The sequence below is a fragment of the Yinghuangia aomiensis genome, from assembly GCF_039542225.1.
Taxonomy (GTDB): Bacteria; Actinomycetota; Actinomycetes; order Streptomycetales; family Streptomycetaceae; genus Yinghuangia; species Yinghuangia aomiensis.
The window spans coordinates 69,564-91,184 of the sequence record NZ_BAABHS010000032.1 but is presented as its reverse complement, the minus strand read 5'-3'; the positions used below and the strand labels follow the sequence as shown (position 1 = coordinate 91,184).

General features: G+C 72.0%; 22 protein-coding genes. 15 read left to right on the top strand and 7 right to left on the bottom strand.

Going from position 1 to position 21,621, the window contains the following annotated elements; translation table 11 throughout:
• Positions 1 to 275: 275 nt before the first annotated feature.
• Complete coding sequence (locus ABEA93_RS32980) at positions 276 to 740, top strand: NUDIX domain-containing protein (protein WP_345679560.1); 465 nt, start codon at positions 276 to 278, stop codon at positions 738 to 740.
• Between the two features lie 55 nt (positions 741 to 795).
• Here ABEA93_RS32980 and ABEA93_RS32975 read toward each other — a convergent pair whose 3' ends face one another.
• From ABEA93_RS32975 to ABEA93_RS32965, 3 genes are all read right to left on the bottom strand, one after another.
• A complete protein-coding gene (locus ABEA93_RS32975) occupies positions 796 to 1,692 on the bottom strand; it encodes a LysR family transcriptional regulator (protein ID WP_345679559.1) in 897 nt (298 codons plus the stop codon).
• 244 nt (positions 1,693 to 1,936) lie between these two features.
• Complete coding sequence (locus tag ABEA93_RS32970; RefSeq protein ID WP_425585192.1) at positions 1,937 to 3,070, bottom strand: cystathionine gamma-lyase; 1,134 nt, start codon at positions 3,068 to 3,070, stop codon at positions 1,937 to 1,939.
• Between the two features lie 38 nt (positions 3,071 to 3,108).
• Positions 3,109 to 3,483 carry a phage holin family protein gene (locus ABEA93_RS32965; RefSeq protein ID WP_345679557.1) on the bottom strand — a complete coding sequence of 125 codons (375 nt, stop codon included), beginning with the start codon at positions 3,481 to 3,483 and terminating at the stop codon, positions 3,109 to 3,111.
• Between the two features lie 192 nt (positions 3,484 to 3,675).
• Here ABEA93_RS32965 and ABEA93_RS32960 point away from each other — a divergent pair, with 192 nt between their 5' ends.
• From ABEA93_RS32960 to ABEA93_RS32950, 3 genes are all read left to right on the top strand, one after another.
• Positions 3,676 to 3,993 carry a cupin domain-containing protein gene (locus ABEA93_RS32960; protein WP_345679556.1) on the top strand — a complete coding sequence of 106 codons (318 nt, stop codon included), beginning with the start codon at positions 3,676 to 3,678 and terminating at the stop codon, positions 3,991 to 3,993.
• 44 nt (positions 3,994 to 4,037) lie between these two features.
• Entirely contained in the window at positions 4,038 to 4,808 is a 771-nt protein-coding gene (tenA, locus tag ABEA93_RS32955) for a thiaminase II (protein ID WP_345679555.1), read from the top strand.
• A 161-nt stretch (positions 4,809 to 4,969) separates the two neighbouring features.
• Positions 4,970 to 5,173 carry a hypothetical protein gene (locus ABEA93_RS32950; RefSeq protein WP_345679554.1) on the top strand — a complete coding sequence of 68 codons (204 nt, stop codon included), beginning with the start codon at positions 4,970 to 4,972 and terminating at the stop codon, positions 5,171 to 5,173.
• A gap of 178 nt (positions 5,174 to 5,351) precedes the next feature.
• On the opposite strand, the gene ABEA93_RS32945 is transcribed toward ABEA93_RS32950, so the two are convergent.
• Positions 5,352 to 6,902 (bottom strand): SPFH domain-containing protein, encoded by a 1,551-nt coding sequence (locus tag ABEA93_RS32945; RefSeq protein WP_345679553.1) that lies wholly within the window; start codon positions 6,900 to 6,902, stop codon positions 5,352 to 5,354.
• A gap of 236 nt (positions 6,903 to 7,138) precedes the next feature.
• Here ABEA93_RS32945 and ABEA93_RS32940 point away from each other — a divergent pair, with 236 nt between their 5' ends.
• Genes ABEA93_RS32940 through ABEA93_RS32930 form a run of 3 tightly spaced genes read left to right on the top strand, consistent with a single transcriptional unit; the run spans position 7,139 to position 9,872 of the window.
• Positions 7,139 to 8,056, top strand: a complete 918-nt coding sequence (locus tag ABEA93_RS32940; protein ID WP_345679552.1) for an NAD-dependent epimerase/dehydratase family protein — start codon at positions 7,139 to 7,141, stop codon at positions 8,054 to 8,056.
• Between the two features lie 23 nt (positions 8,057 to 8,079).
• Complete coding sequence (locus ABEA93_RS32935) at positions 8,080 to 8,958, top strand: RNA polymerase sigma-70 factor (RefSeq protein ID WP_345679551.1); 879 nt, start codon at positions 8,080 to 8,082, stop codon at positions 8,956 to 8,958.
• A gap of 35 nt (positions 8,959 to 8,993) precedes the next feature.
• The gene (locus tag ABEA93_RS32930) at positions 8,994 to 9,872 is read left to right on the top strand and encodes a 1-aminocyclopropane-1-carboxylate deaminase/D-cysteine desulfhydrase (RefSeq protein WP_345679550.1); all 879 of its coding nucleotides are present in this window, start codon (positions 8,994 to 8,996) and stop codon (positions 9,870 to 9,872) included.
• An 89-nt stretch (positions 9,873 to 9,961) separates the two neighbouring features.
• Here ABEA93_RS32930 and ABEA93_RS32925 read toward each other — a convergent pair whose 3' ends face one another.
• Positions 9,962 to 10,771, bottom strand: coding sequence for a cyclase family protein (locus ABEA93_RS32925; protein WP_345679549.1), 810 nt, complete (start codon positions 10,769 to 10,771; stop codon positions 9,962 to 9,964).
• A 115-nt stretch (positions 10,772 to 10,886) separates the two neighbouring features.
• Between ABEA93_RS32925 and ABEA93_RS32920 the strand changes: the two genes are divergently transcribed.
• Together ABEA93_RS32920 and ABEA93_RS32915 are read left to right on the top strand one after the other, a co-directional pair.
• Complete coding sequence (locus ABEA93_RS32920; protein WP_345679564.1) at positions 10,887 to 11,660, top strand: DUF1838 family protein; 774 nt, start codon at positions 10,887 to 10,889, stop codon at positions 11,658 to 11,660.
• 72 nt (positions 11,661 to 11,732) lie between these two features.
• Positions 11,733 to 13,172: a DUF2079 domain-containing protein gene (locus ABEA93_RS32915; protein WP_345679548.1), complete on the top strand. Its 1,440-nt coding sequence runs from the start codon at positions 11,733 to 11,735 to the stop codon at positions 13,170 to 13,172.
• Positions 13,173 to 13,197: 25 nt separating this feature from the next.
• On the opposite strand, the gene ABEA93_RS32910 is transcribed toward ABEA93_RS32915, so the two are convergent.
• Positions 13,198 to 14,034: a phosphotransferase family protein gene (locus tag ABEA93_RS32910; RefSeq protein WP_345679547.1), complete on the bottom strand. Its 837-nt coding sequence runs from the start codon at positions 14,032 to 14,034 to the stop codon at positions 13,198 to 13,200.
• 306 nt (positions 14,035 to 14,340) lie between these two features.
• On the opposite strand from ABEA93_RS32910, the gene ABEA93_RS32905 reads away from it, so the two are divergent.
• Positions 14,341 to 14,970, top strand: coding sequence for a DUF4291 domain-containing protein (locus tag ABEA93_RS32905; protein ID WP_345679546.1), 630 nt, complete (start codon positions 14,341 to 14,343; stop codon positions 14,968 to 14,970).
• Here ABEA93_RS32905 and ABEA93_RS32900 read toward each other — a convergent pair.
• Positions 14,952 to 15,416: a hypothetical protein gene (locus ABEA93_RS32900; RefSeq protein ID WP_345679545.1), complete on the bottom strand. Its 465-nt coding sequence runs from the start codon at positions 15,414 to 15,416 to the stop codon at positions 14,952 to 14,954. The genes ABEA93_RS32905 and ABEA93_RS32900 overlap by 19 nt on opposite strands.
• Before the next feature lie 1,147 nt (positions 15,417 to 16,563).
• Here ABEA93_RS32900 and ABEA93_RS32895 point away from each other — a divergent pair.
• Genes ABEA93_RS32895 through ABEA93_RS32875 form a run of 5 tightly spaced genes read left to right on the top strand, consistent with a single transcriptional unit; the run spans position 16,564 to position 21,464 of the window.
• Positions 16,564 to 17,745, top strand: a complete 1,182-nt coding sequence (locus ABEA93_RS32895; RefSeq protein WP_345679544.1) for an acyl-CoA dehydrogenase family protein — start codon at positions 16,564 to 16,566, stop codon at positions 17,743 to 17,745.
• Positions 17,742 to 18,728 carry an OB-fold domain-containing protein gene (locus ABEA93_RS32890; protein WP_345679543.1) on the top strand — a complete coding sequence of 329 codons (987 nt, stop codon included), beginning with the start codon at positions 17,742 to 17,744 and terminating at the stop codon, positions 18,726 to 18,728. Before ABEA93_RS32895 ends, ABEA93_RS32890 begins: the two co-directional genes overlap by 4 nt.
• A 2-nt stretch (positions 18,729 to 18,730) precedes the next feature.
• Positions 18,731 to 19,864: an acyl-CoA dehydrogenase family protein gene (locus ABEA93_RS32885; protein ID WP_345679542.1), complete on the top strand. Its 1,134-nt coding sequence runs from the start codon at positions 18,731 to 18,733 to the stop codon at positions 19,862 to 19,864.
• A complete protein-coding gene (locus ABEA93_RS32880) occupies positions 19,861 to 20,286 on the top strand; it encodes a MaoC family dehydratase (RefSeq protein ID WP_345679541.1) in 426 nt (141 codons plus the stop codon). The genes ABEA93_RS32885 and ABEA93_RS32880 overlap by 4 nt, the downstream gene beginning before the upstream one ends.
• The gene (locus ABEA93_RS32875) at positions 20,283 to 21,464 is read left to right on the top strand and encodes a lipid-transfer protein (protein WP_345679540.1); all 1,182 of its coding nucleotides are present in this window, start codon (positions 20,283 to 20,285) and stop codon (positions 21,462 to 21,464) included. Before ABEA93_RS32880 ends, ABEA93_RS32875 begins: the two co-directional genes overlap by 4 nt.
• Positions 21,465 to 21,621 lie beyond the last annotated feature (157 nt).

Sequence of the window (21,621 nt, the reverse complement as noted above, 5' to 3'; positions counted from 1 at the left end):
CGCGGCATAGCCTTCCGAACCGACAAAACCCCCGACAGCTACCTCGCCGGACTCCACCTACGCGGCGCCATGATCTGGCTCCGCAGCCTCCCCACACGACCGTGATCCGAACCCAGAACAGGCCCTAATCGCGTGCTGCTCCACCCTGTCCTCGCGCATGAACCGGCCCCGCAATCGGAATGATCTCTTCAGGATCGGGGTTGGCGGCGGTGGCGGGCGCATCCGCCAGAGCCGCCGGTCCCGCGGGACGGCACGGACAGCCTGGGAGCGGCAGCATGCGGGAAGTGGTCAAGAAGACGGCTCGCGCGATCCTGCTCGACGACGAGGACCGGTTGGTGCTGATCAAGCGCACCAAGCCGGGGCGGACGCCGTACTGGATCACGCCGGGCGGCGGCGTCGAGCACGGCGACACTACCGTCGTGGAAGGGTTGCGGCGCGAGGTGCTGGAAGAGCTGGGCGGGAAACTCGCCTCGTGTGTCCCGGCGTTCGTGGACACCGTGCCCGAACCCGGCGGCGGCGTGAAGGTGCAGCACTTCTTCGCGTGCCGGCTGGAGTCCGTCGATCCGTCGCTGCGGCACGGCCCCGAAGTCGACGAGCCCAACGGCATGTACGAAGTCGTGCGGGTGCCGTTCACCCCTGAAGGCCTGGCTACCGTCGACGTCGTGCCCGCCACCCTCGCGGCCTACCTGACCGCGAACATCGAAGGCATCCTCACCTTGCTCCGCCGCGACCTGCAGTAGGCCCGGACCGCCCGGACCGCCCGGACCGTCCAAACCGCCCGCACAGCCGGGAAGTTCACCAGCCCGCCGCGCGCGACACCAGCCGCGCGTGCAGCTGCGCGAGGTGCGGCCGGCTCAGCTCTCCCGTACGCACGGCGAGGAACAGCGTGCTCAGCGGCGGGATTTCCGGTTCCAGCAAAGCCACCAGCGCACCGCTGCCGAGCGCTTCGGCGCACAGGTAGCGCGGCAGCACGGCGATGCCCGCGCCGGCGAGCGCGCAGTCGACGACGGCCCGCAGGTCCGGCACGACGAGCGCGGCCGGCGTGGTCGGCTTGGTGTCGAACACGCTGGCCCAGTACCGCTCGACGAGGGTCTGCTCCTCGTTGCCGGCGACCAGCGGCACGCCGTCCAGCGCGAGGTGGCCTTCGGCTTCCAGCCGGTGGCAGGGCAGGCGTTCGGCCCACGCCGGGGCGCCGACCAGCACGTACTCCTCGTCGGCGAGCGGTGTGGCGGTGATGCCGCGGACCCGTGGCCGGACGTCGGATATGACGATGTCGTGGCGGGCCGCGGCCAGGCCGGTGAGCAGGTCGTCGCCGGATCCGAGGCTCACCCGCAGGCGCAGTCCGCGGCGCACCAGGTCGGCGAGCGCGGGCAGCACGAGCCTGCCGGTGATCTCCGGGGGGCCCGCCAAGTGCACGGTCTGGCGCAGCGGGTCGGTGCCGAGCACGTCGCGCGCGGTGATTTCCTCCAGCGCGTCCAGGTGCGGGGCGAGTTTGGCGGCGAGTTCGTCGGCGACGGTGGTGGGGGTGACGCCGCGCGGCAGCCGCTGGAACAGCTGGCGGCCGACCTGCTTTTCGAGGCTGCGGATCTGTGCGGTGATCGCGGGCTGCGAGAGGTCGAGCAGGTGTGCGGCGCGGGTGAAGGATCCGGCCCGGTGGACGGCCAGGAACGTGCGCAGCAACGTCAGATCCACGAACCCCCCTGCCGTTCGTTCCCCCACCGGATACCCACCGGGATATGTCTGCCCGGATTCGTGTGGTGAAACACTGTTGAAGTGCGGTCCCCGCCAAGACCAGAGTCATCCTGGGCGGGCCCGGAGGGCGCGAACAAGTCGTTGTGCACCGGATCCTGGGGTATTGACCGGAAACCGCGCAGGGTTGACGTGATCTTGTAATCGGGGCGCCCGGTCCGCCGGGCCGACGGGTTGGCCCGGCGGTTCAGCCCAGGGCTTTGTCCAGCGCCTGGGTGACGTCGGCGAGCAGGTCGGGGGTGTCCTCGCAGCCCGCGGAGAAGCGCACGAAGCCTGCCGGGATGTCGTCGCCGGGCCAGCGGCCGCGGCGTTCGGCGATGCTGTGCACCCCGCCGAAACTGGTGGCCTCGGCGACCAGGTCGAGGGCGGCGAGGAAACGCTGGGCGGTGTCCGCGTCCGGCAGCGTGAAGACGACGATGCAGCCCGGGCGGCGCATCTGCCGGGTTGCGAGGACGTGTGCCGGGTCGCCGGGCAGGCCGGGGTAGCGCACGTCGGCGACGCCCGGGTGGGCGCTCAGGAGTTCGGCCAGTGCGGTGGCGTTCTGGGTCTGCCGGTCGACGCGCAGGTGCAGGGTGGCCAGCGAGCGGTGCGCGAGCCACGCTTCCATCGGGCCGGGGATGCCGCCGGTCATGGTGCGCCAGGCGCGGATCCGGTCGCCGAGTGCGGGGTCGGCGGAGGCCACGTAGCCGAGCAGGACGTCGGAGTGGCCGGTGAGGGCCTTGGTGCCGCTGGCGACGGACAGGTCGGCGCCGAGCGCGAGGGGGAGCTGTCCGAGCGGTGTGGCGAGGGTGTTGTCGACCGCGACGAGCGCGCCGTGGCGGTGTGCGAGTTCGGCGATCGCGGGGATGTCGCAGACGTCGAGGCCGGGGTTGCTGGGGGTTTCCAGCCACACCAGGTCGGCGTCCGGGACGGCCGCGGCGAGGGCGGCCGTGTCGGTGCGGACGTGTCGGACGGTCACCCCGCGGTCGGCGAGGTGGGTGCCCACCGTGCGGGTGGCCGGGTAGCCGTCGGCGGGGAGGACGATGGTGTGCCCGGGCTGCGCGAGGGCGAGCAGCGCGCCGGAGACCGCGGCCATGCCGGACCCGAAGGAGACGGCTGCGGCGGCTCCTTCGAGGTCGGCCAGCGCGGTCTCCAGCGCGGTCCACGTCGGGTTGGCGAAACGGCCGTACTGGTAGGGGCCGTCGGGGTCGCCGCTCATGTGGAAGGTACTGGCGAACACCGGCCCGTCGGTGAACGGGCCGCCCGGCCGGACCGGCGGGTGTCCGGCATGGATCGCGCGGGTGCCTTCCGACGTCACGGTCCCTCCTCGGGAATGTTTCACGTGAAACGGCGACGGGCCGGTTGCCCGGCCGCCATGGGTCAGTCGCGGTCGAAGACCAGGTTGAGCGCCCAGCTGACGATCGACACGCACAGCGCGCCGAGCAGGGCGGGCCAGAACCCGTCCACGTGGAAGCTCAAGTCGAGCTTGCCGGAGACCCACGAGGTCAGCCACAGCATGAGCGCGTTGATCACGAAGGTGATCAGGCCCAGGGTGAGGATGAACAGAGGCAGCGAGAACAGTTTGACGAGCGGCTTGATCAGCACGTTGATGACACCGAAGATCGCCGCGACGATCAGCACCGTGCCGGCTTTGTTGCCCCACGAGTCACCTGTGATGTTGACACCGCTGACCACCAGCGTGGTGATCCAAATGGCCGCCGCGTTGGCGAGCAGTTTGACGAGAAGGCTCTTCATACACCCGATCGTGTCAGGTGCGGCCGTCTGGCGGGAGGCGCCGAAAGTCCCGATGCGCTGCTGTGGCCCAACAGTGGCGCAACGGTGGTGCACTGCCGGGCACGCGGTGGAGAGGTGTGTGCGTCCGGGTGCCGTATCTTCGGGCCCGGGGTGCCCGGTGGGGGCCCGCGGACGGTGGAGGAGTGGCGCGCGGTGAAGGTGTTCCGACTCGACGACCTGGATCTGGAGCGGGCGCAGGAACGCGGGGCCTACCTGCGGTTCCTGAACGAGCGCCACTTCTCGATGGGGCTGTACGCGCTGGAGCCCGGCGAGGTCGACACCCAGAAGCCGCACGGCCAGGACGAGGTCTACGTCGTGGTCAGCGGCCGGGCGAGCCTGACCGTGGGCGACGAGGTGACGGATGTCGCACGCGGCAGCGTGGTGTTCGTGGCGGCCGGCGTCGAGCACCGCTTCCACCGGATCACCGAGGCGCTGCGCGTGCTGGTCTTCTTCTCCCCGCCCGAGTCCTGACGCGCCCGAGTCTCGACGCGCCGGAGTCCGACCCCTGGGGGGTCGTGACCCGCGGCACTCCCGACCCGTCGCCCGACGGCCCCGTTAGGCTGAACGGGCACCGGGCCGAGGCGCGGCCGGTGCGCGGCAAGGAAAGGCAGGCAGGGCACACCATGGCGTTCCGCGACGAACTGTGGGCGGCGATCGAGGACGTGTACGCGGAGATCCTCGCGCACCCGTTCCTCCAGGGCCTGACCGACGGCACCCTGCCCGCCGAGGCGTTCCGCCACTACGTCGTGCAGGACTCGCACTACCTGCGCGACTACGCCCGCGCGCTGGCGGTGTGCGCTGCCAAGGCGCCGGACGAAGACGCCGTCCGCCAGTTCGCCGCGGATGCTGCCGGGGCGATCGCCGCCGAGCAGGCGATGCACGCGGACTTCCTGACCGCGTACGGGACTTCCGCCGAAGTGGCGGCCACCGAACCGGTGCTGCCCGCCACCCGCGCGTACACCAGCTACCTGCTCGCGGCCTCCTACGGCGGCTCGTTCGCCGAAGGCCTCGGCGCGGTGCTGCCCTGCTACTGGATCTACGCCCGGGTCGGCGAGGCGCTGTTGGAGAAGTCCTCGCCGAACCCGCTGTACGCGCACTGGATTTCCACCTACGGCGACGAGGCGTTCCAGCAGACCGTGGAGGCCGTGCTGGAGCTGACCGACCGGGTCGGCGCGGACCTCGGTGCCACCGAACGCGCGCGCGTGATCGAGCACTTCGTCACGACGTCGAAGTACGAGTGGATGTTCTGGGACGCCGCGTGGCGCCGCGAGGCCTGGCCGGTCTGAGCCGGGTTTCCGGCACGGGAACCACACACGGGGGTGTCGCGTCCCCGGTAACGGGCAGATAACGAGTACTGCACCGGCGCTCCGCAGCGGCCGAAATATCCGGCGGCGAGGGGCGCTTGCAAGGACCGTAAAACCGTCCGCGACCGCGTCTGGGGGATGCCATGGGTTCCGTACCCGAGTGGCTGCGCCTGGGGATACCGCTGCTCGTCCTGCTCGGCATAGCCGGGCTGCTGGTCTGGGTGATCGGCGCGTTCCTCGGGTTCATCGTGAAACTGCTGGTGGGTTCGCTGATCGTGATCGGGTTCGTGGCGCTGCTGACGCACTCCGGTGTCACCGGGCCGGCACGCAGCGACCGGATGCGCTGACCGTCGGGGAGACCACGGCACCGTAAGCCCGATAAGCACGACAAGCCCCACAAGGCTGACAAGCCTGACAGGCACGACATGCCTGCGGGCGGCGAGCCCGTCCCGAAGGAAGGCCCGCCGCCCGCGGCGCCGGATCAGGGGCAGATCAGGGGCAGATCGGTAGCAGATCAGTGGCAGATTACTTGCGGGTGATGTTCCGCCCGTCCTGCCCGGCGTCGCCCTGCACCGGGATCGCCTGCGTTTCCGGCTTGCCGTGCTTGGCAAGCTTGCCCGGGGCCTCCGGCACCCCGTCGACGGCCGTCCCGTCCGTGTTCATCGCGGCGAGCATCTGCCGGGCGAGGCCCAGGCCGGTGCCGCCGAGGGTGAGCGCCTTGGCGAACATGTCCGCCATGCCGTCGGCGCCGTTGAGCAGCACCATGTGGTCGACGTTGCCGAACGCTTCCGCGCCCGCCCGGACGATGTCCGGCCAGTTCTCCGCCAACTGCTGCGCGATGACCGCTTCCTGGTTCTCCGCCAGCGCCGCGGCACGCGCCTTGATCGCTTCCGCCTCGGCCAGACCCTGGGCCTTGGCCGCCTCGGCTTGCGCAAGGCCCTGCGCCTTCGCCGCCTCGGCCTCCGCGAGGCCGCGGGCCCGCGCGGCGTCCGCGTCGGCCGCACCCATCGCCCGGGTGGCTTCGGCCTGCGCGAGGCCGCGCACCTTGGCCGACTCGGCTTCCGCGCTCGCCGCCGTCTTCACCCGGGTCGCCTCGGCGGCCGCGGCCAGCTCGGTCTCGCGGGCCTGCGCCTGCGCGGCGGAAATCCGCGCGTCGCGGTTCGCTTCGGCGACGGTGCGCGTCTGGTATGCCGCCGCGTCGGCAGGCTTGCGGACGTCCGCCTGGAGCTGCTGCTCGCGCCGCTGCGCTTCCAGCTCGGCGGCCCGCGTCTCCTGCACGATGACTTCCTGCCGCGCGGCGGCCTCGGCCAGCGGGCCGGCCTGCTTGGCCTCGGCCGCGGCCTTGTCCATCTCGGCCTGGTACCCGGCCTGCTGCACCCAGCTGTTGCGGGTCGCCTCGGCCTTGCGGGCCGCGGCCTCCTGCTCGGCCTCGGTCGCGTCCCGGTCGGCGAGCGCCTGCGCGATGCGCGCGTCGCGTTCCACGGCCGCCGCGTGCGGCCGGGCGAGATTGCCGATGTAGCCGGTCGGGTCCTCGATCTCCTGGATCTGCAGCGAGTCGATGATGAGGCCGAGCTTCTCCATCTCGGAGCCGGACGACGCGCGGGTCTGCTCGGTCAGCTTCTCCCGCTCGCGGATCAGCTCCTCGACGGTCAGCCCGCCGACGATCGACCGCAGGTGGCCCGCGAACACGCTGTGCACGCGGTCCGTCATCAGCTTCTGCTGGTCGAGGAAGCGGCGTGCCGCGTTGGCGATCGAGATGTAGTCGTCGCCGACCTTGAAGATGACCACGCCGCGCAGGTGCACCGGGATGCCCTGCTTGGTCACGCAGTCCACCGCGAGGTCCGCGGCGTTGAGGTCGAGCGACAGCTTGCGCACCGCCTGGACGCCGGGCAGCACGAGCGTCCCGCGGCCGGTGACGATGCGGAACCCGAGGCCCTCCGCGAGGCCCTCGTTGCGGTGCCGGGAACCGGAGATCAGCAGCGCCTCGTTGGGCTCCGCAACCCGCCACATGAGTTTGAACACGATGACGACCACGAGCAGCAGGATCACTGCTGTCACGATGAGGCCGACGGCCATCGGACTGTCCCCCTTCGGACTTCCCTGTGCGCCACTGAGCGGCTGGCTGCGCGCTGACCAGGTGGCGCGTCTGGATTGTGCTCCTGGTGATCGCGCCAAGACAGGGGGAAATCCGTTCCTTGACCCCCGGGGAACAGGGTCGATGGATCTCCCTCACACCGGCGGCCCACGGCTGTGGCGTGCGTCATACGGATGGGCGGCTTGGGGTGTCACGTTCGCGGGTTCCCGCTTGTCCCATGGACATGACCGACACCAAGAACGTGCTGCTGGCAGGGGCGACCGGCGTCTTCGGACGGCAGGTCGCCGAGGCTCTCGCCGCCGCGGGCCACACCGTGCTCGGGCTCGGCCGCGGACCGGGCAACGACGTGCGCGCCGACGTGACCGACCGCGACGCGCTGCTGCGCGCCGTGGACGGCCTCGCGGTCGACACCGTCGTGCACGCCGCGACCGCGCTTGCCCGCCCGCCGATGCGGCACCGCGACATGGCCGCCACCGACGTGCTGCGCACCGACGGCACCCGCAACCTCGTCGAGGCCGCGCAGGCCGTCGGGGCCCGCCGGATGATCTCCGAGTCGATGGTTTTCGGCTACGGCTACCGCGACTTCGGCGACCGCGTCCTCACCGAGGACACCGACGTCTACGGCCCCACCGGCCGGCCGGCCGCCTGCCAACGCCACCTCGACGCCATGCGCGTCAAGGAGGAGCTCATGCTCGGCACTCCCGGCATCGAAGGCATCGGGCTGCGCTTCGGCCTCTTCTACGGCGCGGGCGGCACCGACGCGCTCGTCGCGATGCTGCGCAAGCGCAAGCTGCCCGCGGTGAAGGACCAGGGGCGGGTGCTGCCGTGGATCAACCTCGCGGACGCGGCGCGGGCCGTCGCCCTGGCGGTGGACGGGGGCGTGCCGGGGGAGGCGTACAACATCGTCGACGACACGCCGCTGGGGTTCGGTGCGCACGTCCGCGCGGTCGCCGCGGCGTTCGGGACGCCGAAGCCGCTCGACGTGCCCGGGTGGCTGATGCGGCCGTACTCCTACGCGTACACCATGGTCACCACGAACATGCGCGTGTCCAACGCCAAGGCCGCGGCCGGGCTCGGCTGGCTCCCGGAGTTCCCGGACTGCGCGGCCGGGCTTCGCGATCTTGCCGCGCGTTGACCGGGAATGCCACGGTGAGGGGCATGACGGACGGCTTGACGGAGGACGTGTTCGCCGCGCATCGGCGGCTGCTGTTCGGGACCGCCTACCGGCTGACCGGCAGCGTCGCCGACGCGGAGGACATCGTCCAAGACGCGTGGCTGAAATGGCACGGCGTGGACCAAGACACGGTGGAGCACCCGAAGGCGTACCTGGTGCGCACGGTGACCAACCTGAGCCTGAACCGCATGACGTCCGCCCATGCCGTCCGCGAGTCCTATGTCGGGCCGTGGCTGCCCGAACCGCTCCTCACGTCGCCCGACGTCGCCGAGGAGGCGGAATTGGCGGACACCGTCTCGATGGCGGTCCTCGTCGTCCTGCAGACCCTGACCCCGGCCGAACGCGCGGTCTTCATGCTGCGCGAGGTCTTCGGCTACTCGCACGCCGAGATCGCCGAGGTGATCGGCAAGTCCGAGGCCACGACGCGCCAACTCGCGCACCGTGCCCGGGCCCACGTGCAGGCCCGGCGCCCGCGCTTCACCCCCGACCCGGGCGAGCAGCGGCGCATCGCGGAGAAGTTCCGCGACGCGTGCGCGGACGGCGACCTCAACGGCGTCCTCGCCATGCTCGCCCCGGATGTCACGTCGTGGTCGGACGGCGGCGGCGTGGTCACCGCCGCGCGGCGCCCGCTGCACGGCCCCGACCACGTCGGCCGGTGGATCCTCGGCGTGCTCGCCAAGCCGTCGCCGGCCGGCATCGAGCTGCACCTGGCCGAGATCAACGGCGAGTCCGGCGTCCTTGCGCGCTACGCGGGCACCGCGGTCGGCGCGTTCACCTTCGACACCGACGCCACCGGGCTCATCACCGCGCTGCGCTTCCAGGTCAACCCGGCGAAGGTGCGGGGCCTGCAGGGCGACGGGTGACCGGCGGGCGCGGGGCGGCTCGTATCCTCGACGGGATGTCCGATTCGCCCGAGGCCCGTGTCCCGTCGCCGCTCGCCGAGCTGTCCGACGAGCGCTTCGCGTCCGGCGGCGTGCGGCTGTGGCTCAAGCGCGACGACCTGATCCACCCCGAGCTGCCGGGCAACAAATGGCGCAAGCTCAAGCACAACCTCGCCGACGCACGCGCCGGCGGCCACCGGACGCTGCTCACGTTCGGCGGCGCCTACTCGAACCACATCCGCGCCACCGCGGCGGCCGGGGCACTGTACGGGTTCGCCACCATCGGTGTGGTCCGCGGCGACGAACTCGCCGACCGGCCGCTCAACCCGTCGCTCGCCTTCGCCGCCGCCCGCGGCATGCGGCTTGTCTTCGTCGACCGCGGCACTTACCGCCGCCGCGCCGAACCCGCCTTCGCCACCGAACTCGCGGCTGCCCACGGTGACTTCTTCCTGCTTCCGGAAGGCGGCAGCAACGCGGCCGCGGTCCGCGGCTGCGCGGAACTCCCCGCCGAGATCGACGTCGACCACCACGTGGTGGCGGTGGCGTGCGGCACCGGCGGCACCCTCGCCGGGATCGCCGCCGGCCTCGCGCCGGGACGCACCGCCCTGGGCGTGGCCGTGCTCAAAGGCGGCTTCCTCTCCGGCGAAGTCACCGCCCTGCAGCGAGCCGCCTACGGCCGCGCGACGGCGAACTGGCGCGTCGAAGACGACTTCCACCACGGCGGCTACGCCCGCACCACCCCGGAACTCCGCACCTTCGTCGAGGACTTCCGAGCCCGGCACGGCGTGGCCTTGGACGAGACCTACGTCGGCAAACTGCTCTACGCCTTGACCGCACTCGCGGAGCGCGGCGCGTTCGCCCCGGGGACGGGCATCGTCGCGGTGAAGACCGGCTGACGGGCCCGGCTCAGGAGTCGTCCGCGCAGGTGACGAGGCGGCCGGTCGGCACGGTCGCGGCCAGGGCATCCGCGAGTGCCGTCCCCGCGCTACTCCGGAATCAAGGCCAGCGGCCGTACCGGCGCCCCCGTCGCGCCGACGATCGGCAACGGGGCGAGCATCAGCAGGCATTCGCCCACGCCCGCGTCCAGGAGTTCGTCCAGGCGCATCGTCTCGACGATGTGGATCCCCGCCTCGACGAGCAGGATGCGGTGCACGGGCAGCGGCGCCGGGCCCAACCCCGGGGCGATGCGTTCGAACACGAGGGTCTCGCCGCCGACGATGCGGACGCCGCGCGACGCGAGCCAGTGGGCGGCGTCCGGGCCCGGCCCGGGGACGCCGTCGCGCATCCCGGTGAACACGTCGTACTGGTCCCACACGCGCGACCAGCCGGTGGCGATCAGCACGGCCTGCCCGGGGCGCACATCGGAGCCGGCGAGTGCTTCCGCGCGGGAGAGGTCGTGGGCCGTGATCTCGTACCCGGGCGGCAGGACGTCGACGCCGTACAGCCGCGGCACGTCCAGGACGACCGCGCGGCCGACGTACGGCCGGAACGCTTCGATGCCGTGCGCCGACAGCCCTTGGCCGCCCTGCGCGTCCGCGGCCGCGATGCCGCCGTGCAGCACCCCGTCCTGCGCGACGTGGCCGAGCGCGTCGACGTGCGTGCCGACATGCCCGCCGGTGATGACGATCTCGCTCGCGTCCGAGCTGCCGTCGGGGCGGACGTAGTCGCCGTGCCGGCGGTCCAGCACGAGCCGGAACGGGGGATGGTTCGCGGGCTGCGGCATGCCGCGCCGCAGCGGCTGGGCAAGGTCGAGGACGCGCGATTCGGCCAGGCGGTACCCGTCGATGTAAGCCATACATCTCTCCCGTCCGGACCGCTACGCTTCGGAGCGACGCCGACCCACGGAGGCTCCCGTGTCCCAAGTCAGCGAGCGCGAAACCCCGGGCGGCCCCGCCCCGGACGGCCCCGACCTGGCCGACCCCGCGGACAACCTCAGGTCGTTCGTGCGCGCCCGGGCGAGCACCGGGCCCGAGGACACCGTCGTGTGGTGGACCGGCAACGTGCACAGCCAGGCGCCCGGCGAGAACCACCGGCATCTCTTCCGGTTCGAGGGCTTCAACGTGGGCCGCATGGTCGAGGTCGACGGCGGCTGGCGCTTCCTGGCCCGCGAAGCGGCCTTCTACCAGGACCCGCGCACCGGCGGGATCCTCGACTCCTGGACCGACCCGGACACCGGCGCCGAGCACGAGGTGCTGCACATCTGGAACGACCCGGTGAACCAGGACCTGCTGCTCGACGGGCCGCGCGGCCCGTGGCGGGCGCCGGTCACCGAAGTCGGCGGCGACGTGATGTGGGCGCAGGACATCCTGCTCGCCTACCCGTCCCCGCTGCCGGTCGCGGCCTACCCGGACAACTCCGCCGACGACGTCTACCGGGCCGCCGAACTGTTCCAGTTCTTCTGCCGCCGGGCCGACCTCGACGCGGCCGACCTGCCGTCGGTGCCGTGCCATTTCTCGTGGACGCGCCTGGCGCCGTGGCTGCCGTGGATGCGCCGCGGCGCCCGCCCCGGCGGACTGGTCTACCACTGCCACGGGGCCAAGCTCGGCGGCTACGACGAACTGCCCGAGCACCTGCGCAAGTACGTCGCCGCCCACGATCCGAGGTTCGCGCACTCGCCCGAGGAGTGGTCGGCGCCCAACGAGACCAGCTGGACGTATTTCCGCAAGCGTCACCCGCAAGGCTGACGCGGAGGGGGAGCGGCTGCCCGGACCGGCGCGGAATTGGACAAGCGCCGCCGATCTGGGAGAGAAACGTACGTGCAGACCTCGCGGATCCGATCGCTGACGTTTCCCGGGCAGCGTGGGACGGGAGCGGCCCGGGCGCCGCGGGACTTCGTCGCCCGCCCGACGCCGTACCTGCTCGCCGTCGTGTTCTTCGGCGTGTACACGCTCATCTCGGTGCTGCGTTTCCGGCACGTCGAGAACCCGTCGTGGGACCTGGCGATCTTCGAGCAGGCCGTGAAGGCCTACGCGCACTTCGACGCGCCGATCGTGGACGTCCGGCAGCCCGGCATGAACCAGCTCGGCGACCACTTCAGCCCGATCCTGGCCACCCTCGCCCCGTTCTACCGGGTGTTCCCGTCGGCGGTCACGCTGCTCGTCGGGCAGGCGGTGCTCTTCGCGCTCGCGGTGATCCCGGTCACCCGGGTGGCGACGCACTTCCTCGGGTCCGGGCGCGGCACGGCGATCGGGATCGCCTACGGCCTGTCGTGGGGCGTGCAGCGGGCGGTCGACTTCGACTTCCACGAGATCGCCTTCGCCGTCCCGATCCTCGCCTTCCTGCTGGAAGCCCTGCTGCGCGAGCGCTGGCTCGCCGCGGTTCTCTGGTGCCTGCCGCTGCTGCTGGTCAAGGAAGACCTCGGCCTGACCGTCGGCGCGGTCGGCATCTACCTGCTGACCCGGCGCCAGTGGCGGCTCGGCGCCGCCGTGATGGTGATCGGCGCGGCGGTGATGGCACTGACCGTCTATGTGCTGATCCCGGCGCTCAACCCGGACGGCGTCTACGACCAGGGCAAGAGCGCGGGCGGCGGATCGCTGTTCGGGATCTTCGGCGGCTTCCCGAAGGACCTGTTCTGGCCGTGGATCAAGGTCAAGACCCTGCTGTGGGTGTTCGGCGCGGTCGGGTTCCTCGCGCTGCGCTCGCCCGTCGCGATCATCGCCGCCCCCACGCTCACCTGGCGCCTGCTGTCCGACACCCCGAACCACTGGGGCCAGGACTGGCACTACAACGCGGTGCTGATGCCGATCGTGTTCGTCGCCCTCGTCGACGCGATCCGGCGGTCGGCCGATTCGCCGCGGCCGTGGATGCGCACGTGGGCCCGGAACGTGCCGGGCGCGGCGCTCGGCGCGTCGCTCGCGCTGTGCGCGGTGCTGCCGGCGGCGAAGCTCATCGAGCCCGACGAGTACAAGACCCCGCCGCGGCTGCCCGCCGCGGAAGCGGCCGTCCGGCACGTGGCCAAGGGCGCGACCGTGGAGACCGACCTCGGGCTGATCTCCCAGCTGCCGTCCCGGGCGCACGTGTACTGGATCGGCGCGACCGGCGGCGTGATCCCGGACTACGTCGCCGTCAACCGGCCCCCGGCGTTCGGCGACGAGGAACGCCGCCAACTCCTGGAGGACGCGTCGGCACGGCATCCGGGTGCGACGTACCGGATCGTCTTCGACGACACGTTCGTCATCCTGCAACGCGTGACGTGACCGGCGGCAGGCCGTCCGGCCGCGGTCAGCCGCGCCGGATCGCCCCGGCCAGCGCCCGCACCCGCGCCGAGCAGCGGCGGGCGTCCTCCGGCCCGGCGAGTTCGCGCCAGGCCCGGGTGTGCGCGGTGGCCAGCGCGTCCGCGGCGGCCTCGGTGACCGCGTTCCAGCACGGTATTTGGCGTGCCCAGTTCTCCGCGTCGGCGGCGGTGTGGCCGTGCTCCATGAGGCGCAGCACGGTGTAGGCGACGTCGAGCCAGGCCGGGCCGCGCGTGGCGTACGCCCAGTCGACCAGGTAGGCGCGGTGCCCGTCGGCCAGCAGGTTGTGCGGGTTGAGATCGGTGTGCACGAGGGCGTCCCCGTCGAGCAGCGCGAGCGACGCGGTGTCCAGATAGGCCGCCCAGCGGTCGGCGGCCCGGGCCAGCGGCACGCCGGCGCCGGGCGGGGGCAGGTCGCCGAGGCGGCGCAGCGCGTCGGCGACCTGCGGCAGGTCGCGGGAGCCGGGGGAGAAGTCGGCGTGGTCGGCGTCCACGAACTCGAACACCAGCACGTCCCACCCGCACCGGCGGATGTGCCGGACCAGGCGCGGGGACAGCCCGGTGACGTACGGCGCGACGGACGCCTCGACGCGCTGCTGCGGGACGGCGGGATGCCCCGCGCGGACCCCCTTGGCGAAATAGCTGCCGTGCGCGGTGCCGAGCGCGGCGGCGAAGTCGCAGCTGAAGCCCGCCCACACCGTCGCGGCATCGCCGACCCGGCCGACGGCGGCTTCCACACAGGCCCGGATCGGCGGTTCCAGCTCCGCCCACGGCACCCGCGGCGCGGTGGCGAAGCCCGCCGGCGGCGGCGGGACCCGGAGGGTCATGCGGCGTCGCCGTCACCCTCGGAGGGCGGTAGCGGAGGGACGGGGCGGAGCGGCGACATCGTCGTTCCGCACAGGCGGCAGCGCTTCTTTCCGCTCCAGTCGACCCAGTCGTGCGGCGGACACGGATCGGGCACGGCATCTCACCCCCTTGCGCGGCCGCGGCCTCGGCCTTCGTGGCAGGTCCCGGAAGGCGGGTTTCGGCCATCCGGTTCGCCTCCGAGCATCGCCCGCGCACCGGGCGTGAGACAAGGGGCGCGCAAAACCGGTGGAACGCGCCGGGGGCGGGCCCCGAGACTGGGCGGCGCGATGAATGAAGCGAACACCTTCCCGTACCGCCAGATCCGGGCGCGGTACGGCGACGAGACGATCACCGTCTACCAGGCCTACAAACCGCAGATCGCGACGTACGCCGCCCGTGAAGGACGGTTCCCGGACACCTGGAGCCGGTCCCGGATGACGTGGGTCAAGCCCAGTTTCCTGTGGATGATGTACCGCTCCGGCTGGGCGACGAAGAAGCTGCAAGAGCACGTGCTGGCCTTGGAGATCACCCGCGCGGGCTTCGACGAGGCGCTCGCCGGGGCGTGCCTGAGCCACTACGACACGAGCGTGTACCCGGACCGGGATACGTGGGGACGGCGCCTGCATCGGACCACCGTGCGGATTCAGTGGGACCCGGAACGCGATCTGCACCTGCGGCCCTTGGAACACCGCTCCCTGCAGCTCGGCCTCGCCGGCCGGGCGACGCGGGACTACGCGGACGCGTGGCTGGTCGGCGTCACCGACGTGACGGACCTGGCGCACGAGATCCACGGCCTCGTCCGTTCCCGCGACCTCGCCGCGGCGTCGGCGCTGCTGCCCGCGGAACGCCCCTACGACCTGAGCGACGAGCTGGCCGCGACGATCGGCGCGACGCCCCGTCAGTCGCCTTCGGCGTGAGGGAACTGCGGCGGCTCGGTGGGCTTGGGCGGCACGACGGGCCGCCGCTGCCGCCGCTTCTGCTCGGCGAGCAGTGACTCACCGAGCGGCACCAGGCTGATCAGCAGCGCGAGGATCGTGAAGGTGAGGCAGAGCCAGGCACCGGCGGAGATTTCGAAGGTGCCGCCGACCGCACGCACCGGGTTGCCGATCATCGCGTCGAGCGTGGTGATCACGATGATGATGACGAGCATGGCTGTGAACGCCGGGATTGCGACGAACGCCAGCTGCGATGGCCGTCGGAGAAGAAGCACGCAGCCCGCCGCCGCGACGACGGCAACCAGCATGATCACCAGGATGATCGGCGCCGCGGGCAGGACTTCCCGATTGAAGCCGTCCCAACTGACCGATTCGCCGCGGAAGCGGCTCGTCTGCCAGTCGACGAACATCATCGCGACGGCCAGCACCCCGCAGAACATGACGGCGGCCGCGGGCCACTCGGTGCGCACGTCGAACCGGTCCGCGCCGCGTTCGACCGGAACCCCGTAGGAACCGGGCGGCCCCGGCGGAGGCGGCGGCACCGCGGCCCCCTCGCCCCCGAACGACTCGGGCGCGGGCGGCGGCGGAGGCGCCCCGCCCGGGGGCGGCGCGGAGGGCGGATGCGGGGGCGCGGGCGGCGGGGGCGGTGCAGCGCCGGGCTCGGGCGGTATCGCGCCGGGCGGAGGTGGTGCGGCGCCGGGCTCCGGCGGTACCGCGCCGGGCGGGGCGTTGTGCGGTGGCGGTGGCGGCGGAGGCGGTGCGCCTGCGGGCCGGGGCGGCTGCTCACCAGGTGCGGGCGCCCGCTCGTGCTGCGGCGGGGGCGGCGGCGCACCGGGTGCGGGGGAACCGGTCTCCGGCGATTCGCCGGGTGCGGCCTCCTCGCCGGAAGGACCCGCCGCCGACCCGTCTTCGCCCGACGCTCCGGGACCGCCCTCGCTGCTTTCCGGCCCGCCCGAACGCGGTGCCGAGGCGGCCGCGTCCTCGGTCGGCCCGTCCGGCTCCGGCTGCTCCCGAGACGCATCGAACCGTTCGCTATCCATACAAACCACGCTAGGCCGCCCACCCCACCCACGCAGTCCGACCGGGCAGCAGCGGCGCCGCCCTCGCGGCGACGGTTTGGCCGCTGCGCCTGCTCGCCACGTTTCCCGCCCCACCGACCGACGCCGCAAGCCCTGGCATCCCGTCCGTGCCGCGCGCCATCGTGCCCGCACACCGGCTCCCGCCCGCTCCGCACCCCCGGCCCCGTGCGCCTCGCCGCCTGATGTCCCGGTTCTCGCGGCGGGCCACACCTCCCCCTTCTCCTTGCATGCCCCCTCGTCCCCTTTCGGCGTGATGTCCGACACCTGTCCCGGTGGCCCGGCGGGTCCGCGGAGCGGGCCGGTGGCGGGGTGCGGCTTGGCCGATGGCCCAGTCGGGGGCTGCGGTGCCGGGCGGGGACGGGGCGCGGGGGAGATGCTTGATATTGACAAGCTCTTGCGAGTGGGAGAAATTCGACTCTGCCAAGTACCCGCGTGGTGCGCGGGCTGCGAGGCCTCGCCGGGTCGCGCGGGCCGGGCCTAGTAAGGAGCCGATGACGTGCATCTCGCCCCAACACCTGCGCAGGACGCCCTGCGCGCCGAGCTGCGGGAGTATTTCGCCCGCCTGATCACCCCGGACGTCCGCCGCGCACTCGAAGCCGAAGGCGAGCAGGGCGGCGAGACGACCCGCCTCATCCGCCGTCAGCTGGGGGCGGACGGCTGGCTGGGCATCGGCTGGCCGGTCGAGTACGGGGGCCAGGGCAAGGGCCCGGAGATGCAGTTCATCTTCTTCGACGAGGCCTACCGCGCCGGTGCCCCGGTCTCCATGGTGACCCTCAACACCGTCGGCCCGACGCTGATCAAGTACGGCAGCGACGAGCAGAAGCAGTACTTCCTGCCGAAGATCCTGGCCGGCGAGATCATCTTCGCGATCGGCTACAGCGAGCCCTCCGCCGGCACCGACCTCGCGTCGCTGCAGACCAAGGCGGTCCGCGAGGGCGACGAGTGGGTCATCAACGGCCAGAAGATCTTCACCAGCACCGCGCAGGGCGCGGACTGGATCTGGCTGGCCTGCCGCACCGACACCGAGGCGCCCAAGCACAAGGGCATCACGATGATCCTGGTGCCCACGAACGACCCCGGTTTCGCGTGGACCCCGATCGTCACCGTCGGCGGCATGACCACGACGGCGACCTACTACGACAACATCCGCGTCCCGTACACGAACCTCGTGTACGAGGAGAACCGCGGCTGGAACCTCATCACCAACCAGCTCAACCACGAGCGCGTCGCGCTCGCCGCGCTGGGCATGCAGGCCGAGGACTTCTTCGAGGAGGTCCTGGCCTGGGCCAAGGAGACCGAGGTCGAGGACGGCGTCCGCGTCATCGACCAGCCGTGGGTGCAGCTCAAGTTCGCGGAGACGTACGCCCGCCTGTCCGCGGTGCGCATGTTCAGCTGGCGGCTCGTCCACGACGTCGGCAACAACACGCTGAACGCCGGCGACGCCTCGGGCGTCAAGTTCTTCGGCACCGAAGGCGCGATCGAGGTGTACCGGAACCTCATGGAGATCGTCGGCCCCGACGCCCTGCTGCGGCCGGGCGCGCCGGGCGCGTTCAGCGACGGCTACCTGGAGGCCATGAACCGCCGGGCGCAGATCAATACGTTCGGCGGCGGCGTCAGCGAGGTCCAGCGCGAGATCGTCGCCATGGTGCGGCTCGGGATGACGAAGGTGAAGCGGTGACCACAGTAGAAGAGAAGGCCGACTTCCTCGCGCGGCTCAAGGAGTTCGAAGGCATCCACGCCGAGTCCGGCATCCTCGGGCTCGACCCGGTCAACGGGCCGATGATCCGGCACTGGGCCGAGGCGATGGGCGACACCAACCCGGTCTACACCGACCCGGACTTCGCCAAGACCACGCACTTCGGCGAGGTCGTCGCGCCCGCGACGATGCTGCAGGTGTGGACGATGCGCGGCCTGGCCGGCGGCGCCCCGGGCGGCAGCGAAAGCCCCGTGCAGAAGCTGTACGACCTGATCCTGGACGCCGGCTTCGGCTCGGTCGTGGCGACCAACTGCGAGCAGGAGTACGTCCGCCCGCTCACCCTCGGCGAGTCGATCGAGTTCGACCAGCTCATCGAGACGGTGTCGGAGGAGAAGACGACCGGCCTCGGCGTCGGCCACTTCATCACCACGCTGATGAACATCTTCGTGCGCGGCGCGGAGGGCGAGCGCGAGCTGGTCGGCACGCACCGCTTCCGCATCCTGCGCTACCGCCCGCACCCGAAGAAGCCCGCCGCGGCCCCCGCCGCCGAGCGCCGCCCGCGCCCGCGCCGCGTCGTCAACCGCGACAACAAGGCGTTCTGGGACGGCATCGACGCCGAGCAGCTGCTCATTCAGCGCTGCGCCAAGTGCGACACGCTGCGGCTGCCGTTCGGCCCGGGCTGCAACAACTGCGCGTCGTTGGAATGGGACACCGTCGAGTCGGCCGGCAACGGCACGATCTACTCGCACGTGACCATGCACTACCCCAAGTTCGAGGCGTTCGACATGCCCTACGCGGTCGCGCTCATCGAACTCGACGAGGGCGTCCGCACGCTGTCCAACATCGTCGGCATCCCGCACGACGAGGTGCGCATCGGCATGCGCGTCAAGCTGGAGTTCGTGGAGCACGACCCGGGTCTGAAGCTGCCGGTGTTCCGGCCGGTCGACGCGGCGCAGGAGGCCTGACCATGGACTTCAACCTCACCGAGGACCAGAACGCGCTGGCCGGCCTGGCCGGCGAGATCTTCGAGGCGCGGTCCACGCACGACCGCATGAAGCAGCTCAAGGCGTCCGGACTGGAGTTCGACGCCGACCTGTGGCGCCAGGTCGCCGACTCGGGCCTGGCCGGCGCGGTCATCGACGAGAAGCACGACGGCGGCGGCCTCGGCATGGTCGGCCTCGCGCTGCTCCTGGAGCAGCAGGGCCGGTTCACCGCGCAGGTGCCGCTGCTCGACACGCTGGTCTACGGCCTGCTGCCGCTGCTCCAGTTCGGCTCCGAGGACGCCATCGCGGCGGACCTTCCGGCGCTGCTGGACGGCTCGCGGATCGTCGCGGGTGCCCTTGCGGAGACCGGCAACGGCCTGCCCGGCACCCCCAAGACGACCGCGCGCGAGGCGGACGGCGGCTACGTCCTGGACGGCGTCAAGCGCGCCGTGCCGTGGGCGCAGGTCGCCAACCGGATCCTGGTGACGGCGAACCTGGACGGCACGACCGCGGTGTTCGTCGTCGACCCGGCCGCCGACGGGGTCACCGTCGAGGCCGCGCCGACGACCGCTCCGTGGGCGTCCGGCAACGTGGTGCTCGCCGGTGCCGCGGCGCAGCCGGTCGGCGACGTGGCCGACGGCCCGGCCACCGCGGCGTGGATCGTGGACCGGGCGCGGGTCGCGCTCGCCGCGCTCCAGGTCGGCGTGTGCGCGCAGGGCGTCACCCGCACCGTCGACTACGTGAAGACCCGCGAGCAGTTCGGCGTGCCGCTGTCCACCAAGCAGGGTGTGATGATGCGGGCCGCCGACGCCTACATGGACACCGAGGCCATCCGCGTCACGGCGTTGGAGGCCGCGTGGCGCATGGACCAGGGCGAGGCGGCGACCGAGCAGGCGCTGGTCGCGCGCTGGTGGGCGTCCGAGGGCGGCAAGCGCGTCGTGCACGCGTGCCAGCACCTGCACGGCGGCATGGGGTCGGACATCGACCACCCCATCCACCGGCACTTCCTGTGGGGGCGTCAGATCGATGCGACGCTCGGCACCGGAATCCAGCAACTGGCCACGCTCGGCGCACTGTTCGCGAGCGGCGCGGGGAATTCCAAGGGAGTAGGGGCATGACCAACCTGACGAGCCGGACGTACGACGAGGTCAACGTCGGCGACGAACTGCCCGAGCTGGTCGTCCCGCTGACCCGCACGTTCATCACCGCGACGGCCATCGCCACGCGCGACTACCAGGACGTCCACCACGACCCGGGCCTCGCGCAGGCCAAGGGCTCGCCGGACATCTTCATGAACATCCTGACCAGCAACGGCCTCGTGGGCCGCATGGTCACCGACTGGGGCGGTCCGGAGACCGAGCTGCGCAAGGTCGCCATCCGCCTCGGTGCTCCGAACTACCCGGGCGACACGATGACGATCACCGGCAAGGTCACCGCGAAGGCCGACGGCCTGGTCGAGGTGTCCGTGGTCGGGGCGAACAAGCTCGGCAACCACGTGACGGGGACTGTGACCGTCGCGCTCCCGGGAGGGCAGGCATGAGCCTCAAGCACGCGGACAACCTCAAGGGCAAGGCCGCGATCGCCGGTATCGGCGCGACCGAGTTCTCCAAGGAATCCGGCCGGTCCGAGCTGCGGCTGGCCGCCGAGGCGGTCGGCGCGGCGCTCGACGACGCGGGCCTGAAGCCGTCGGACGTCGACGGCCTGGTGACCTTCACGATGGACACCAACCCGGAGATCTCCGTCGCGCAGGCGTGCGGCATCGGCGACCTGTCGTTCTTCAGCCGGGTGAACTTCGGCGGCGGCGCGGCGTGCGGCACCGTCGCGCACGCGGCGATGGCGGTCGCCACCGGCGTGGCCGACGTGGTGGTCTGCTACCGCGCGTTCAACGAGCGGTCCGGCCGCCGGTTCGGCTCGGGGGTGCTGGAGCGCGAGCCCAGCGCCGAGGGTGTGGCGATCGGCTGGAACATGCCGTACGGCCTGCTCACCCCCGCGTCGTGGGTCGCCATGTTCGCGCAGCGCTACCTGCACGTGTACGGCGCCACCACCGAGGCGTTCGGCCACGTCGCGATCGCGGACCGCGCGCACGCCGCGACCAACCCGGCGGCGTACTTCTACGGCAAGCCGATCACCATGGAAGACCACCAGAACGCGCGCCGCATCGTCGAGCCGCTCGGTCTGCTGGACTGCTGCCAGGAGACCGACGGCGCCCAGGCGATCGTGGTGGTCAGCGCGGAGCGCGCGAAGGACCTGCGGCAGTCGCCGGCCGTCATCACCGCGGCGGCGCAGGGCGCGGGCCGCAACCAGGAGATGATGACCTCCTTCTACCGCGACGGGATGACCGGTCTCGCGGAGATGCAGGTCGTCGCCAAGCAGCTGTGGCAGACGTCCGGGCTCACCCCGGACGACATCCAGACGGCGGTGCTGTACGACCACTTCACGCCGTTCGTGCTGATGCAGCTGGAGGAGTTCGGTTTCTGCGGCCGCGGCGAGGCGCCGGGGTTCGTGGCCGACAACAACCTCATGCTGGGCGGCAAGCTGCCGACGAACACGCACGGCGGCCAGCTGGGCGAGGCGTACCTGCACGGCATGAACGGCATCGCCGAGGGTGTCCGGCAGATCCGCGGCGCGTCGGTGAACCAGGTCGAGGACGTGCACAACGTGCTGGTCACGGCCGGCACCGGTGTGCCGACATCCGGGCTGATCCTCAGCCAGGCCTGATCCGGGACCGCCCCGGGACGCGTCCGGGGGCGGGACCGGCGGAGCAGTGCATCGCGGGCGCCGGAGGCGAACAGCCTCCGGCGCCCGCGTCGTTCCCCCGGACGGCCCAACAGGTGGGCCGGCCCGGCGTGTTGCCGATGATGTGGCACTTTTCGCG

Coding starts and splice junctions, on each gene's coding strand:
- ABEA93_RS32875 (WP_345679540.1), top strand. CDS start 20,283: ATGAGCCTCAAGCACGCGGACAACCTCAAGGGCAAGGCCGCGATCGCC.
- ABEA93_RS32930 (WP_345679550.1), top strand. CDS start 8,994: ATGTCCGATTCGCCCGAGGCCCGTGTCCCGTCGCCGCTCGCCGAGCTG.
- ABEA93_RS32965 (WP_345679557.1), bottom strand. CDS start 3,483: ATGAAGAGCCTTCTCGTCAAACTGCTCGCCAACGCGGCGGCCATTTGG.
- ABEA93_RS32935 (WP_345679551.1), top strand. CDS start 8,080: ATGACGGACGGCTTGACGGAGGACGTGTTCGCCGCGCATCGGCGGCTG.
- ABEA93_RS32885 (WP_345679542.1), top strand. CDS start 18,731: ATGGACTTCAACCTCACCGAGGACCAGAACGCGCTGGCCGGCCTGGCC.
- ABEA93_RS32980 (WP_345679560.1), top strand. CDS start 276: ATGCGGGAAGTGGTCAAGAAGACGGCTCGCGCGATCCTGCTCGACGAC.
- ABEA93_RS32925 (WP_345679549.1), bottom strand. CDS start 10,771: ATGGCTTACATCGACGGGTACCGCCTGGCCGAATCGCGCGTCCTCGAC.
- ABEA93_RS32940 (WP_345679552.1), top strand. CDS start 7,139: ATGGACATGACCGACACCAAGAACGTGCTGCTGGCAGGGGCGACCGGC.
- ABEA93_RS32950 (WP_345679554.1), top strand. CDS start 4,970: ATGGGTTCCGTACCCGAGTGGCTGCGCCTGGGGATACCGCTGCTCGTC.
- ABEA93_RS32905 (WP_345679546.1), top strand. CDS start 14,341: ATGAATGAAGCGAACACCTTCCCGTACCGCCAGATCCGGGCGCGGTAC.
- ABEA93_RS32910 (WP_345679547.1), bottom strand. CDS start 14,034: ATGACCCTCCGGGTCCCGCCGCCGCCGGCGGGCTTCGCCACCGCGCCG.
- ABEA93_RS32945 (WP_345679553.1), bottom strand. CDS start 6,902: ATGGCCGTCGGCCTCATCGTGACAGCAGTGATCCTGCTGCTCGTGGTC.
- ABEA93_RS32880 (WP_345679541.1), top strand. CDS start 19,861: ATGACCAACCTGACGAGCCGGACGTACGACGAGGTCAACGTCGGCGAC.